This window comes from Lysobacter sp. Root604 (assembly GCF_001427505.1).
Taxonomy (GTDB): domain Bacteria; phylum Pseudomonadota; class Gammaproteobacteria; order Xanthomonadales; family Xanthomonadaceae; genus Lysobacter.
Map to the genome: position 1 here is coordinate 1,415,187 of NZ_LMGS01000001.1, position 14,526 is coordinate 1,429,712.

Genomic DNA, 14,526 nt, shown 5'->3' on the forward strand with positions numbered 1-14,526 from the left:
CCCGTGCGCCATCGCGGTCGGACCGCGATGGCGCCGGGGGCGTTTCACTTCCGCTTGTCGCCCGAGCCGCGGTAGGTGTTCTGAGTGAACACCCACATGCCCGAGTGGTGCTGCAGATTGCGCATGCGGAAGCGGAACTTCCAACGCAGGCTGAGCAAGCGGAAGATCATTTCGTCGCGTCGTGTCATTTGCCGCATCACGAAGATGACGAACGGCAACAACGCGATGCAAAACATGTTGACGTACATCGTCAACACGATGACCGCGCCCGCACCGATGGCGAAGGGGATGTAGGGCACCCCCAGGAACATCGCCGGCCGCGTGCAGCCGCGGAATAACACGTTCTTATGCATAGGACGCGCTGAGGATGGTCAGCATCACGCCCGAACCGACGTCTTCCGGGATGATCATCTTGGCGATCTGAGCGGCCGCACCGATCACGAACGCGCCGACCAGGATCGGCAGCATGTCCATGATGCGCTTGTTGGCGAACGCGATCTGATAGCCGGTGTAGATCAGAGCCATGGTGACGACGGCGACGGAAGCGATGTTCAGGAGACCGTTGATGTTGTTGATGAAGCCCTTCACGCGGCCCGTAGCGTCGGCGCCGCCGCCGCTCTGAGCGAACGCGATGTCCGGCACGAGCAGCATGCCGACGAACAGGGCCGCCATGACGAAGGACGTGAAGATGGTCTTGAGGTGCGCGTTGGAGTTCATGGATAGATCCCTCTTTCGATTGACAACGATTTGAATGGTGAAACTAGCTTCGGTTCAAACTACAAGCGGCACGCTAAAAAACGAATGCCTGATCCCCCTGGGATTGCTCCGTGGCGGCCGCGGGGGCGCCCGCCATGGGTTGCACTTTCACCGGCTGCGGCGCCTGCGCGGCGACCACCGCGCCCATCGCCGCGACCGGCATGGGAGCGACGGGCTGCGGAGCGAACGCGGCCGGGGCCGGATTCGCGGACGCGACCGGAATCTGAACTGGATTGGGCGCCATCGGCATGGCCGGCGGCGCGGCTACCGCCATGCTGACGCGGCTGATGACCTGGGCCGGCGCCGCACCGGCGGCCGGCAGGCGCGTGGCGCCGCTCTGGCGGGTGTTGGCGAACAGCGGCATGCGGCTGACCGGCACCGAGCGGCGCGAGGGCTTGCTGATCACGGCGATGGCCTGGCCGTCGGACGCGGTGGTCTTGGCGCCCATCGAGGCGTAGACCTTCTGCACGTAGCCGTGGCGGTAGCCGGTGACGAAGTTGCCGGAGTAGTAACAGCTGAAGGACTTGCCCCAATCGCCGCTGGAGCGACCGTAGCACTCGGCCAGGATCTTCGAGCCGGCCTGCAGGTTCGGGCAGGCCTCGAAGGCCTTTTCGTAAGAATCCAGACCGTACTTGGCCAGGTTGTAACGATTGACCTGGGCCAGGCCCAAGGAGAAGTTGTAGCCCTTGCCTTCGAGCATGCGCACGGTGGCTAGGGCTTCGGGCAGGCTGCGCGGCTGGCGCACGAGGCGGCCGCCGACGACGCCGATGGCGTACGGATTGTAGGACGACTCAACGCGCACGACGTGGTGCATTACTTCGTGCGGAACCGCCAGACTGGGGCAGCTCATCAATTCGATACCGGGCAACATCCGTATTTCCCCCTGTGCCGACCTTGGCGTCGACCTAACAAAACCGTCTTATAAACAGCCTGTTATGCGCCTGATCGACACACTTATCATTCATCTACAGACGAATGATGTCAATAAGCGCTCCCCTACCCTGCCCCGGCAAGGTCGCGCCCCCAATAATGAGACAGACCTCGCGTTTATTCGCTGTGCGCACGTTCCGGGTTGAAATCGATGCCCGTAATGTGACGCTGCCCGGCGTGGGCCTTGATATGGACCACGATATCGATGGTCATCATCAACAACCGCTTGATGACCGCGAACTCGAGGCCCGAGCCCTCCGCCGAAGCCTTCACCATCAGCGCCAACTGGTCCCAGGTCTGGGTCGTGCTGCCGGCGTGGCAGCTGGTGATCGACCCGGGGTGGCCGGAGGCGCAATTTCGGATGAAGTAGAACGATTCGTCGCCGCGCAACTCCGCCAGGATGATCCGGTCCGGCTTCATGCGCAGACAAGCTTCCATGCAACTCTTTGCAGTGACGTTGCTAGTGCTTTGTCCACCTTTCGAATAGAGCAAGTGCACTACGTTCGGCTGCTGGATGAAAAGCTCGCGCGCGTCCTCGATGGTGACCAGGCGCTCGACGTCGGGGATATGCCCCACCAGCGACTTCATGAATGTGGTCTTGCCGCTGCCGGTGGCGCCGGCGACGACGATGTTCTTCTTGTACTGGACGGCCTTTTTGAAGAACTCCGAGTAGTTGCGCGAGGCGCGCAGCTCCAGCAGTTCGCGGTCGTGCTCGCTCAGGACATGCGTGCTTTCCAGGATCTGGGCGAAGAAGCCGTCGTCCTGGTACTGCTGCAAGGTCTTGTTGTGCTTGGACGGCAGGCGGATGGTGATCGAGACCTTGCCGGCGTCGCAGGCCGGCGGGATCACGAACTGCGCGCGCTGCCCGGTCGGGAAGGTCAACGAGACCACCGGGTCGGCATCGGTGATGCGCTGCCCCGTGTTGCTCTCGTTGACCACCGCCGTACAGAACTGCCGCGCCCGCTCGAAGGTCAGCGTCGGCACCTCGATGAACTTCCAGCCCTCACGGGTTTCCAGGTACAACTCGCCCGGCTTGTTGATGCAGATTTCGGTGACGTCGGGCGAGCTCATGTATTCGTGGATGCCCAGCACTTCGTACTGGTACTCCAGGAACCCGCTCGACACCTTCGCGATCGGCGAATCGTCCATACCCATTCAGACCGTCTCCCCGTCCATCATCAGCGGATGATGGACGAGAAGTCGACGTCCTTGGCCACGTAAACGTTGACCACGGTGCCCTGGTTGATCGTCACCGTCGGCGGACGGTTCACGCTCTTGTCCAGGGCCTGGTTGGCCAGACGCTCGACCGAACGCGCGGTCACGCTCTCGTAGGGGCTCTGCACCACCACGCCGCCCGGGGCGATCGTGTTGGTTTCCGGACCGTTCTCGGCCGCGGCGTACTTAAACGCGTCGGCGATCAGGCTGATCATCAGCGCCGAGGCGATGCGGCTGCCCCAATGCGCGTTGTAATCGCCCGGATGGCCGGCGCCGCCGAGGTTGTCCACGCCCGGGCTGGCCATGTTCACGTCGATGCCGGTCGGGGTGGTGATGCGGTCCCAGATCACCGACACGCGCGGGCCGTTGATGTTCTCGTTCTGGTAGCGGCCGGAGATCTTGGAGCCCTTGGGCAGCAAGAGGCGGCGGCCGTTGATCGAGTAGGTCGGCTCGGTGACGATGCAGGAGGTGAAGCCCGACACGTCGGTGACGATGCGGGTCTCCATCACGCAGCGGATGTAGGTACCGCGCACCAGCAGGGTGTCCGGGTTGTAGATCGGCTTGGCGCTGGCCACGGCCGCCGCCTCGCGCTGCGGGCCCTGCTGCGGCATCTGGCCGTTGGCGTTGGGCACCATCGCCATCATCTGCTTGGCGTACTCGTCCGGCGGGGTCATGCCGGCGGTCGCGGCCTGACCCGGGGTCATGCCGCCCGCGCCGGAACCGTCGGCGCTGTTCATCATCCGGCGCTCCATCAGCGTCGGACCGCGCGGACCGGTGTCCTCGACCACCATCTGCGGCGCGTCGTTCTGCTGCGGCGGCGGCATTTCCGGGGCCAGCGGCACCGGCGGCAGATCCGAGACCTGCTCCGGCGGCAGCGGCGGCGCCACATCCGAAGCGGCCTTGGGTAGCTCGGGAATGTTGACCACCTCTTCCTCGACCTTGGCCTTGTCGTCTTCGCTGGAGGTCGCGCGGGTGAACATCCACACCGCCGCGAACACCAGCAGCACCACGATGCCGGCCAGGAACAGCAGGGCCTTGCGGTTGAGCTTCTGGACGTCGCTGGATTTGAGCAGCGGCGCGCCCGCGTCCAGGTCGGGCGCCTGCTGGGCGTTCGACTGCTGGCCGTAGTACGGATTGGCGCCGGTGTAGCCGTAGCTCTGCTGATCCTGCGGAGCGCCGGTGTTTTCGTCGGGCTGGCCCTGGTTGGGCGGCATGTGTTGGCTCATTTCTGCTTGTTCCTGCGCAGACCGACGACGTTCTTGCCGTGGCGGATGATCAAGTAGGGATAGGTGCCGTGGATGACGATGGTGTTGTCCTCGACCGTGGTGTTGACCACGAAGTCCTCGCCGCTCTCACGTTCGCGCGCGAACACCGCCGGGAAGTTGCCGGTCGGCAGGTCCTTCAGGCCACTCATCTTGACGTAGGTGAACTGGCCGTCGTCGTAGACGTTGACCGGAATCAGCCAGGCCTTCTTCTTGGCGCTGCGCGTCGAATACTGGTAGTCGAAGTGGTACAGCCGGTTCTTGTCCAGCGCGGTGCTGATCTCCGGCACCGGTGCCTCGGCTTCCTTGGCCTTGGCGGCGGCGAACTCGGTGTCCTTCGGATACACGAACTTGATCTTGTACTGCACGCCGGCCTGCTTGGCCTGCTCCAGCACGCGCCAGTCGGTGGCTACGACCTTGAGCTCCAGGATGTAGGAGTGGGTCGCGGTGCGGATCATCATGTTGGTGTCGACGTCGACGTTCTTCGGCTTCAAATAGAAGACGTTGTCGCGACGGCTCAGGTCCCAACCCGCGCTGAAGCCGGTGCTGTAATCGAGGATGACCTCGTTCGGGTCCAGCTCGACCTGCGTGGTGATGCCCAGACCGGTGCGCACCTGGTAGATGCGGCTGGGTTCGTATTCGTATTCCTGGACCACTTGGGCCGCGGCGGGTAGCGCCGAGCCGGCGAGCGCCAGAAGCAACAGGGCGGCGGCGAGGCGATGTTTACGCAGGCAATTCATCGGGTGCTGACTCCATTCGCATTACCGGTCGGTGCGGGTGCGGCCGGCGGCGTCGCCGGGTTGACGGTGTTGGGGGCGGGCGCGCCGGGTTGCGGCACGGCGCCGGCGGGTGCCGGCATGCCAGGCTGCGGCGCGGCCGGAACCAGGTTGGGATCGACCGGCTGGCCGGGCACGGCGGCGGGCGCCGCGGCCGGAGCTGCCTGGGTCGGCACCGGGAATTCGCTGCCGGTATTGACCGGCGGCGACGCGGCGTAGTCGTTGTCGACGCGATAGCCGGTGACCTGGAAGCCGAGCGGATTGAGGACGCGGTTGTTCTCGTCCATCTTCAGGTTCGACTTGTACAGGAACTCGATCGTCGCGATCTTGCTGTCCAGCGGCTCCGAAGCGCCGCTTTCCTTGTTGTACAGCGTGCGCTGGAAGCGCGCGGTCGCCGTCTTGGTCTTGTCGTCGGTATTGGACGCGCCGTGCAGCTGCATGCTGAGGATCTTCACGCGCACGGTCTTGGTCTTGCCGAACAACGTGATCGGGTTGTTGCGATTGGTGCTGTCGTACAGCTGCTTGTAGCCGCTGGTGACCTGCGGGGTGCCCATCGCGAACACCGTGGACCAGTCGCGCTCGCCGATCTGCGAGAAGTCGTAGGACTCGCGCGCCATGATGAAGTGCGAGATGTTGCTCTTGTTGAGAGCCTCGCTGGCGGCGATGGTCGGGTTGGCGAAGTCGTCGCGCAGACGCGCGATGGTGACCGTGCCGGTGTAGGCGTCGGCCATCACCAGGTAAGGCACCTTTTCCTTCAGCGGCAGGAAGTAGAAATAGCCGCCGGCCAGGATCAGGGCCATCAGGATCGCCGCCCACGCCACGATCCACGCGCGCTTTTCGCTGCGGCGTGCGATATCGGCGACGGTGACTTCGTAGTTCACGGCCTTGGCGACCGCGTTCTCCACTTGAGGAGTGACTGCTTTCTTTCCGAACATCTAGGCTGCATCCAGTACGAGCATGGAAAGTGCGTCGCCTGTCGCGCGCGCGGGCCGACAGGCCACGACCGCGCGCGACGACGACGTGCGCGCGTTTACGGCGCGACCCCGGCCACGTGCGCCGCCTCGGCCTGGGCGGCCTCGGACGACGGTGCGGTTTCGCCCGACATCGACGCGGAGCTTGCCGCCGGCGTCGCCGCGCGGACCACGATCTGGCCGTTCTCGACCGTCACCGACACGCCCTGGGCGGAATACGCCGAGCTCAGCTGGGCGACCGCGTCCTGGACGCTGGTGGTGTGGATCTGGGCCACGGCCTGATGCAGGGTGAAATCGGACGGATGCAGGTAGGACAGCGGCATCTGCGAATCCTGCGACCAGCGCTCGAGCATCGTCTTCAGCGTGCCGTCCATCGGCGACGGGTAGTAGACGTAGGTCTTTTGCAGGGGGATTTCGTCAGGAACCGCGGCGAAATGGTTGACCGGCTTCCAGCGACCGCCGAAATCCGGAGCCGGGCGCGACGCGCAGCCGACCAAAGCGACGGCCAACAACGCCGCGACCCAAACACGATGACTGGTTGCAGTAGAGATACTCACGCTTTCCCCAATAGTCTTGAATTGACGCGCGCACCGATCGTTGAAGGTGGCGGACGCGGCCGGCATCGCCGGTGCGCTCGCGCCACCATCGTCTAGATCAGTGAAATTGAGATGACCGGACGCAGCTCGGTCGGTATGCGGTTCCGGGCGCCGTCTCCCCGACGGCGCGGGCCGCGCGTGCTCTCGTCGCACCGGACGGCGACGACGTCGCATCCGATGAACGACTAGAGAAAATCGTTCTGTCCATGAACTCCCCCCTTACACCACGGCCACATTGTTAACGAGCTATGCGACGCTCGTCACTGAAGGTTAGCCCGAACTTAAACCGATGAGCAATAGGTTGGCGCAACTTAAGTGTGCATTTGTGCCGCACGGCGTCTGTTACAAGCCAATTAGACGCTCGATCGCCGCATCCAAGGTCGTTTCGTTCTTGGCGAAACAGAGCCGAGCTAGGCGTTGATTGGCCGGTGCGGACTCGTAAAACGGCGACAATGGGATCGCGGTCACACCTTTTTCTATCGTCAGCCAATGACAGAACGCGACGTCGTCGAGATCGCTGATCGCCGAATAATCGACCAGTTGGAAGTAGCCGCCGGCCACCGGCAGCGCCTGCAGACGCGTCGCGGATAGTTGCGCGCGAAACCGATCGCGCTTGGCCTCGTAGAAGGCGCCGAGCTGCTCGTAGTGTTCCGGCTCGGCCTCGATCATCTCGGCGAACGCCCACTGGGCCGGGGCGAAACTGCAGAAGCTGTTGTACTGGTGGACCTTGCGGAATTCGGCCGACAGCGCCGGCGGGGCGATGCAGTAGCCGATCTTCCAACCCGTGCAGTGGTAGGTCTTGCCGAAGCTGGAGACCACGAACGCGCGCTCGCGCAGCTCCGGGTAGCGCAGCACCGACTCGTGGCGCACGCCGTCGAAGACGATGTGTTCGTAGACTTCGTCCGACAGCAGATAGATACCGGTCTGGCGCAGCAGCGCGCTCAAGTGGGCGATATCGTCGGGCGTGAACATGGCGCCGGACGGGTTGTGCGGCGAATTGATCATCAGCATGCGGGTCTTGGGCGTCACCGCCGCGCGCACCCGATCCCAATCCACCGCGAAGGTACGCGGGTCCAGCGGCACGTGCACGGCGCGGCCGCCGGCCAGATCGATGGAAGGCTCGTAGCTGTCGTAGCAAGGGTCGAGCACGATCACTTCCTCGCCCGGCCGAACCACGGCGTGGATGGCGTCGAAGATCGCCTCGCTGGCGCCGGAGACCACGGTGACCTCGCTGTCGGCGTCGGGGCGGTGGCCGTAGCAGCGCTCGGTCTTGGCCGCGATCGCCTGGCGCAGGGCCGGGATGCCGGTCATCGGCGCGTACTGGTTCTTGCCCTCGCGCATCGCCCGCGTCAGCGCGTCGACCAGGCGCGCGGGCACCTCGAAGTCGGGGAAGCCCTGGCCCAGGTTGACAGCGCCGTGCTCGGCGGCGAGCTGCGACATCACGGTGAAGATGGTGGTGCCGACCTTCGGCAGCTTGGTCTCGGGGCTCATGGATCCGGAACGTGGCGAGGGGGATGCCGAGTGTACGGAATCGTCGTTGCAACATATAAGGAAGGCGGCATGACGATGCGGAACCGGCTCATGCGGCCGCGCCATGCCCGCCTCGCATAGGGGTTTTCTCTCAGCGTCAGCGCGACGGCGCCGCCGTCCGTCGGCCTGCGTTTGCGCGCCGGTGCGAGCGGCACCAGACTGGACGCATGCGCGAAATCCAGATCGTCGACGCCGCCGAGCTGGCCGCCCTGTACGCCGCGGCGAGCTACGCCGTGGTCGTCGACGGCGATGCGATCGCGCTGCGGGTCGGCGAGCCCGCGCCGGACCTGGAGGCCTACCTGCCGGCCGAGGCCTACGTACTGGTCAGCGCCTGGAACCCGGCCTCGGAGCCGCGCTCGGACGCAGCCAACGAGGCCGCCGACGCGGCTCTGGTCGCGCGCCTGGACGCGGCCGGCATCGCCCGCCAGGCGGCCTGGGCCAGCGCGCCCGACGGCCAATGGCGCGAACCGGGCTGGCTGCTGAGCGGGATCGAACAGTCGGCCGCCGACCGCCTGGCCGCCGACTTCGGCCAAGCTGCGGTGCTGGCCTGGCGGCGCGGCCAGCCGGTGCGCCTGCGCATGCTGCTGGCGACGCCGGCCGCGGTCGCGACGCAGGCCCATACCGACTGGGTCGTGCCCTAAGCGCCGTCCCGGGCAAGGGTGCGGCGCGCGACTGGCGCTAAACTAGCCGGCTACGCGGCCCACCGCCGCCCGCGCCCGACCGATGACCCCACTCGACCGCCCCGCCCCTGCGTTGCTGGAAGCCCGCGGCCTGCGTTTCGCGCGCAACGACGAACCCGTGTTCGGGCCCTTGGATTTCTCCGTCGATGCCGGCGAAGCGCTGCTGGTCCAGGGCGGCAATGGCGCCGGCAAGACCACGCTGTTGCGGGTGCTGGCCGGCCTGCTGCGCGCCGACGGCGGCGAGATCGACATCGACGGCGAACGCGCGCGCGCCGCGCGGCGGGCGCGCGCGATCGCCTACCTGGGCCATCTGCCCGGGCTGAAGGCCGATCTGAGCGCGCTGGAGAACCTCAATTTCCTGTGCGGTCTGCAGGGCCGCCGCCGCGCCCAGCTGCCCGAGAACGCCTTGGCGATCGTCGGCTTGGCCGGCTACGAGGATGCGCTGGCGCGCCAGCTCTCGGCCGGACAGAAGAAGCGCCTGTCGCTGGCGCGGCTGTGGATGTCGCCAGCGCCGCTGTGGCTGCTGGACGAGCCCTACGCCAACCTCGATCTGGACGGTATCGAACTGGTCAACCGCATGGTCCAGGCGCACCTGCGCGACGGTGGCGCGGCCCTGGTCACCACCCACGGCGCCTACGCGGCGCCGCCGGTGCGCACGCGCATGCTGATGCTCGAGAAACCCGCATGACCCCGAACCCGACCGTCCGCGCGCAGCGCCCCGGCAGCGCCGCCCTGCCCGGCCTGATCGGCGCCGCGCGCGCCCTGCTCGCGCGCGATCTGCGCCTGCTTTGGCGCCGCCGCGGCGATGCCCTGCAGCCGGCCCTGTTCGCCTTGCTGGTGGTGGTGCTGTTCGCGCTCGCCCTGGGCGGCGAGGCCCAGTCCTTATCCAAGGTCGCCGGCGCGGTGCTGTGGTTGTCGGTGCTGCTGGCCGGCCTGCTCGCCCTGGACACCCTGTTCCGCGGCGACGCCGAGGACGGCTCGCTCGAACAGTGGATGCTGGCGCCGGTGCCGCTGGGCTGGCTGGTCGCGGTGCGCACCTTCATGCACTGGGCCACCACCGCCCTGCCGCTGCTGATCGCCACGCCGTTCCTGGCCGAGCTGCTGCACCTGCCGCGCGCGCAGCTGCCGGTGCTGCTAGCCTCGCTGGCGCTGGGCACGCCATTGCTGAGTCTGCTCGGCGCCGTGGTCGCCGCGCTGACGGTCGGCATGCGGCGCTCTGGTATCCTGGTGGCCTTATTGGCGCTGCCGCTGTACGTGCCCGTGCTGGTGTTCGGCGCCGGCAGCGTGGCCGCCTCGGCCCAGGGACTGGACGCCACCGGCGGGCTGCTGATGCTCGGCGCTGGCTTGGTGGTGGCGCTGGTGCTGGCACCGCTGGCCGCCGCCGCCGCGATCCGGATCGCCCTGAACTGACCGCTCGCCCGCGGCCGGTCCGGACCCCGAACCCGGCCGCGCCGAACCGATCACCGCCCGCGCGGTCCAACCGCCGCGCCCCCAACACGCCCGTCGCCGGGACGGACCGAAACGCTGCATGAATCCACTCGTCCGCTGGTTCCACCAACTCGGTTCGCCGCCCACCTTCGACCGCTTCGCCGCGCGTTGGGCGCCGTGGGCTTACCTGTCCGGCCTGCTGGTCATGGCCTGGGGCCTGTACGGCGCCTTGTTCGTGGTGCCGGCCGATTACCAACAGGGCGACAGCTTCCGCATCCTCTATATCCACGTGCCCAGCGCCTGGATGAGCATGGCGGTGTTCGCGCTGATGGCCATCTACGCCGCGATCGCGCTGATCTGGCGGATCAAGCTGTGCGAGATCCTGGCCATGGCCTGCGCGCCGATCGGCGCCGGCTTCACCCTGATCACCCTGGCCACCGGTTCGATCTGGGGCAAGCCGATGTGGGGCACCTGGTGGGACTGGGACCCGCGCCTGACCAGCGAGCTGATCCTGCTGTTCCTCTACCTGGGCGTGATCGGCCTGTACAACGCCATCGACGACCGCCGCGCCGCCGCGCGCGCGGCCGGCCTGCTGGCGATCGTGGGCGTGGTCCTGCTGCCGGTGATCCGCTATTCGGTGGAATGGTGGAACTCGCTGCACCAGGGCCAGACCATCCGCCTGCTGGGCGAGTCGAGCATGGACGCGAGCATGATCACGCCGCTGATCTGGATGATCGTGGGCACCAAGCTGTGGTTCGTCGGCGCCCTGCTGGCGCGCGCGCGCGCCGACAACCTGCGCCGCGAATCGGGCAAGGCCTGGGTCGCGCAACTGGCCGGCGTAGCGCGCGGCGAGGGCCCGCTGGCATGAATTACCTCAACTACGTCATCGCCGCCTACGCGGTGTTCGCCCTCGTGCTGATCTGGGACTTCGTCGCCACCCGCCTGCAGATCCGCCGCGAGCTGCGCAATGCGCGCGCACGCGCGGCGCGCCAGGCCAGCCAGACCGCACGCAGCCAAACGAGTGAATTGAGCCGATGAATCCGACCCGTCGCCGTCGTCTGTTGTGGGTACTGGCGCTGGTCGCCGCGTCCGCCATCGCCGTGACCCTGGTGGCGATGGCGCTGCAGCGCAACGTCGCCTATCTGTACACGCCCAGCGAAGTGCTGCGCGGCGAGGCCGGCGATCATGCCCGCTTCCGCCTCGGCGGCATGGTCGCGGCCAACTCCTTCAAGCGCGCGACCGGCTCGCTGGAGGCGCATTTCCGCGTCACCGACGGCGACGCCGAAATGCCCGTGGTCTATACCGGCATCCTGCCCGACCTGTTCCGCGAGAAGCAGGCCGTGGTCGCGACCGGACGCATGCAGGACGGCCGCTTCGTGGCCGAGGAAATCCTGGCCAAGCACGACGAAACCTATATGCCCAAGGAAGTCGCCGACAAGATGGGCATGGCGCACAAGAAGCACGACGTCGCCGCGCCGGGCGGCACGGAGCCGATGCGTTGATGCGGACCGGCATCGCTGCGCGCCGCGCTATCGCCAGCACGCCGTCCGCGCGCAAGTCCGTCGCAGGCGCTGCCGCGCACACACTCCAGCGCCTGGCTCGCTTGAACGCCAGCCCACGCTTTTCGGAACCCCGACATGCTGCCTGAACTCGGCCAGATCGCCCTGATCCTGGCGCTGCTGATCGCCATTCTGCAGGCGCTGCTGCCGTTGCTGGGCGCGCACCGCGGCATCGGCCCTTGGATGGCGCTCGCGCGCCCGGCCGCGTATGCGCAACTGGCGCTGGTCGCCGGCGCGTTCGCGATCCTCACCCACGCCTTCGTGGTCCAGGACTTCTCGCTACGCTACGTGGCCGAGAACAGCAATTCGCTGCTGCCGATGGGTTATCGCTACTCGGCGGTATGGGGCGCCCACGAGGGTTCGCTGCTGCTATGGGCGCTGGTGCTGGCGCTGTGGACCGGCGCGGTCGCGCGCTACTCGCGCGCGCTGCCGCAGCCGGTGATCGCGCGCGTGCTCGGAGTGATGGGCATCGTCAGCGTCGGCTTCCTGTCGTTCCTGATCTTCACCAGCAATCCGTTCGCGCGCCTGCTGCCGGCGGTGGTCGAAGGCCGCGATCTCAATCCGCTGCTGCAGGACCCGGGCCTGATCATCCATCCGCCGATGCTCTACATCGGTTATGTCGGCTTCGCAGTGCCGTTCGCGTTCGCGATCGCGGCATTGCTGGACGGCAAGATCGATGCGCGCTGGCTGCGTTGGACGCGCCCCTGGACCAACATCGCCTGGGCCTTCCTCACCCTCGGCATCGCCCTGGGCTCGTGGTGGGCGTATTACGAACTGGGCTGGGGCGGCTGGTGGTTCTGGGATCCGGTCGAGAACGCCAGCTTCATGCCCTGGCTGGCCGGCGCCGCGCTGCTGCATTCGCAGGCGGTGACCGAGAAGCGCGGCAGCTTCCGCGGCTGGACCCTGCTACTGGCGATCGCCACGTTCTCGCTGTCGCTGCTGGGCACCTTCCTGGTCCGCTCCGGCGTGCTCACCAGCGTGCACGCCTTCGCCGCCGATCCTTCGCGCGGCCTGTTCGTACTGATCTTTCTCGGCATCGTGATCGGCGGCTCGCTGCTGCTGTACGCGCTGCGCGCGCCCTCCGACGAGCCGGGCCAGCCCGATTCCGGAAAACCCTTCCAGGCCAGCTCGCGCGAGACCCTGCTGCTGGCCAACAACCTGCTGCTGACCACCGCCTGCGCGATGGTCCTGCTGGGCACCCTGTACCCGCTGCTGGCCGACGCGCTGGAGCTGGGCAAGCTGTCGGTGGGCCCGCCCTACTTCGCGCTGATGTTCGTGCTGCTGATGACGCCGCTGGTGTTGCTGCTGCCGTTCGGCCCGCTGTTCCGCTGGCAGCGCGAGCAGCTCTCGCGCCCGGCCGCGATGCTGCTGCCCTGGGCCGGTCTGGCCATCGGTGCGGCGATCGGCGCCTACTTCATGGCCCCGCAGGGCGCGTGGAAAGTCGCCGCCGGCATCGGCGGCGCGGTCTGGGTGGCGGCCGGTACGCTGCGTTTCGTGTGGACGCGCCTGCGCGGCGACGGCACCCGCTACACCGCCGAGATGCTGGGCATGACCCTGGCCCACGCCGGCGTCGCGGTGTTCCTGATCGGCGCCCTGCTGACCGAAGGTTTGAGCCAACAACGCGAGCTCGCGCTGTCGCCAGGCCAGACCGTCGAGGTCGGCCGCTACGCCTTCCGTTTCGACGGCGTCGCCCATCGCCAGGGCCCGAACTTCGAAGCCGACCGCGGCACCGTGACCGTGTTCGAGAACGACCGCCTGCTGCAGGTGATGCATCCGGAAAAGCGCGCCTACGCCAGCGGCGGCCAGGTTATGACCGAGGCCGCGATCGATCCCGGCCTGAGTCGCGATCTCTACGTCGCTCTCGGCGAACCGCTGGGCGACGGCGCCTGGGCCATGCGCGTGCATATCAAGCCCTTCGTGCGCTGGATCTGGGCCGGCGCGCTGCTGATGATGTTGGGCGGCTTCGTGGCCGCGGCCGACCGCCGCTTCCGCCCCAAGCTCGCCGTCGAGTCCGAACCCGCGCGCGACGCGACGCCGCCGCGAGACCCGATCCTCGCCCATAACCGCAGCGCGCTCGCCGACGGCGCGCGCGACGATGCCGCCCTGGGAGGCGACCGAGCATGAACAAGAGTCGCTGGTTGCCCCTGGCCGTGTTCGCCGCGCTCGCGGTGCTGCTCGCCGCCGGCGTGTGGCTGAGCCGCAATCCCAATCGCGAAGCCCTGCCATCGCCGCTGATCGGCAAGCCCGCGCCCGCGTTCTCGCTGCCGGTGCTGCACGAGGCCGGGCGATTGATGAGTTCCGAGCAGCTGCGCGGTTCGCCCTATCTGCTCAACGTCTGGGGCAGCTGGTGCCCGGCCTGCCGCGACGAGCATCCGGTGCTGACCCGCTTCGCCGAAACCAAGCGCGTGCGCGTGATCGGTTTCAACTGGAAGGACGAGCACGCCGACGCGATGCGTTGGCTGGAGCAGTACGGCAATCCCTATTGGATGGTGCTGGCCGACTACGACGGCAAGGTCGCGATCGACTGGGGCATCTACGGCGCGCCGGAGACCTTCCTGGTCGACGCCAAGGGCGTGGTGCGTTGGAAGCACGTCGGTCCGATGAGCGAAGCCACCATCCGCGACGAGCTGCTGCCGGCGCTGACGGAAGTCGAGAAGACGCGATGAGGAGCAAATCCCCCCTGCCCCCCTTTTTCAAAGGGGGGAACAGCCGACGCCCTGCTCCCCGGCTCGCAGCCGCCGCTGGTCTTCCCCTGTTGAAAAAGGGCGAAGGCGCGCGTTTACGAACCGCAGGTTCGTGCGCGACTGAACGCCAGCGGGCGGT

Annotated in this window: 17 protein-coding genes; 8 read left to right on the top strand and 9 right to left on the bottom strand. The window is 67.2% G+C overall.

Translation table 11 applies throughout. The annotated features are described in order from the left end of the window. Positions 1 to 44: 44 nt before the first annotated feature. From ASD69_RS06460 to ASD69_RS06500, 9 genes are all read right to left on the bottom strand, one after another. Positions 45 to 353, bottom strand: coding sequence for a VirB3 family type IV secretion system protein (locus ASD69_RS06460; protein WP_082576301.1), 309 nt, complete (start codon positions 351 to 353; stop codon positions 45 to 47). Continuing rightward, positions 346 to 717 carry a TrbC/VirB2 family protein gene (locus tag ASD69_RS06465; RefSeq protein WP_056175246.1) on the bottom strand — a complete coding sequence of 124 codons (372 nt, stop codon included), beginning with the start codon at positions 715 to 717 and terminating at the stop codon, positions 346 to 348. The genes ASD69_RS06460 and ASD69_RS06465 overlap by 8 nt, the downstream gene beginning before the upstream one ends. A 73-nt stretch (positions 718 to 790) precedes the next feature. Next, entirely contained in the window at positions 791 to 1,627 is an 837-nt protein-coding gene (locus tag ASD69_RS22975; protein ID WP_082576302.1) for a lytic transglycosylase domain-containing protein, read from the bottom strand. Between the two features lie 176 nt (positions 1,628 to 1,803). Beyond that, entirely contained in the window at positions 1,804 to 2,841 is a 1,038-nt protein-coding gene (virB11, locus tag ASD69_RS06475; RefSeq protein WP_056175255.1) for a P-type DNA transfer ATPase VirB11, read from the bottom strand. A gap of 23 nt (positions 2,842 to 2,864) precedes the next feature. Continuing rightward, the gene (locus ASD69_RS06480) at positions 2,865 to 4,127 is read right to left on the bottom strand and encodes a TrbI/VirB10 family protein (protein WP_056175260.1); all 1,263 of its coding nucleotides are present in this window, start codon (positions 4,125 to 4,127) and stop codon (positions 2,865 to 2,867) included. Then, the gene (locus ASD69_RS06485) at positions 4,124 to 4,903 is read right to left on the bottom strand and encodes a TrbG/VirB9 family P-type conjugative transfer protein (RefSeq protein ID WP_056175263.1); all 780 of its coding nucleotides are present in this window, start codon (positions 4,901 to 4,903) and stop codon (positions 4,124 to 4,126) included. The genes ASD69_RS06480 and ASD69_RS06485 overlap by 4 nt, the downstream gene beginning before the upstream one ends. Then, complete coding sequence (locus ASD69_RS06490) at positions 4,900 to 5,874, bottom strand: type IV secretion system protein (protein WP_056175266.1); 975 nt, start codon at positions 5,872 to 5,874, stop codon at positions 4,900 to 4,902. The genes ASD69_RS06485 and ASD69_RS06490 overlap by 4 nt, the downstream gene beginning before the upstream one ends. A gap of 95 nt (positions 5,875 to 5,969) precedes the next feature. Further along, a complete protein-coding gene (locus tag ASD69_RS06495) occupies positions 5,970 to 6,461 on the bottom strand; it encodes a hypothetical protein (RefSeq protein ID WP_056176666.1) in 492 nt (163 codons plus the stop codon). Between the two features lie 387 nt (positions 6,462 to 6,848). Continuing rightward, the gene (locus tag ASD69_RS06500; RefSeq protein WP_056175269.1) at positions 6,849 to 7,997 is read right to left on the bottom strand and encodes a pyridoxal phosphate-dependent aminotransferase; all 1,149 of its coding nucleotides are present in this window, start codon (positions 7,995 to 7,997) and stop codon (positions 6,849 to 6,851) included. Positions 7,998 to 8,203: 206 nt separating this feature from the next. Here ASD69_RS06500 and ASD69_RS06505 point away from each other — a divergent pair, with 206 nt between their 5' ends. From ASD69_RS06505 to ASD69_RS06540, 8 genes are all read left to right on the top strand, one after another. Continuing rightward, a complete protein-coding gene (locus tag ASD69_RS06505; protein ID WP_056175273.1) occupies positions 8,204 to 8,677 on the top strand; it encodes a DUF3293 domain-containing protein in 474 nt (157 codons plus the stop codon). Between the two features lie 82 nt (positions 8,678 to 8,759). Further along, positions 8,760 to 9,404, top strand: a complete 645-nt coding sequence (gene ccmA / locus ASD69_RS06510; RefSeq protein ID WP_056175277.1) for a heme ABC exporter ATP-binding protein CcmA — start codon at positions 8,760 to 8,762, stop codon at positions 9,402 to 9,404. Then, positions 9,401 to 10,126, top strand: coding sequence for a heme exporter protein CcmB (gene ccmB, locus ASD69_RS06515; RefSeq protein ID WP_056175280.1), 726 nt, complete (start codon positions 9,401 to 9,403; stop codon positions 10,124 to 10,126). Before ccmA ends, ccmB begins: the two co-directional genes overlap by 4 nt. A gap of 118 nt (positions 10,127 to 10,244) precedes the next feature. After that, complete coding sequence (gene ccmC, locus ASD69_RS06520) at positions 10,245 to 11,012, top strand: heme ABC transporter permease CcmC (protein ID WP_056175283.1); 768 nt, start codon at positions 10,245 to 10,247, stop codon at positions 11,010 to 11,012. Continuing rightward, a complete protein-coding gene (ccmD, locus tag ASD69_RS06525; protein ID WP_056175286.1) occupies positions 11,009 to 11,182 on the top strand; it encodes a heme exporter protein CcmD in 174 nt (57 codons plus the stop codon). Before ccmC ends, ccmD begins: the two co-directional genes overlap by 4 nt. Beyond that, a complete protein-coding gene (ccmE, locus tag ASD69_RS06530) occupies positions 11,179 to 11,646 on the top strand; it encodes a cytochrome c maturation protein CcmE (RefSeq protein WP_056175289.1) in 468 nt (155 codons plus the stop codon). The genes ccmD and ccmE overlap by 4 nt, the downstream gene beginning before the upstream one ends. 135 nt (positions 11,647 to 11,781) lie before the next feature. Beyond that, positions 11,782 to 13,827, top strand: coding sequence for a heme lyase CcmF/NrfE family subunit (locus ASD69_RS06535; protein WP_082576303.1), 2,046 nt, complete (start codon positions 11,782 to 11,784; stop codon positions 13,825 to 13,827). Then, on the top strand, positions 13,824 to 14,369 hold the full coding sequence (locus ASD69_RS06540; RefSeq protein ID WP_056175291.1) for a DsbE family thiol:disulfide interchange protein: 546 nt from the start codon (positions 13,824 to 13,826) through the stop codon (positions 14,367 to 14,369). Before ASD69_RS06535 ends, ASD69_RS06540 begins: the two co-directional genes overlap by 4 nt. Positions 14,370 to 14,526 lie beyond the last annotated feature (157 nt).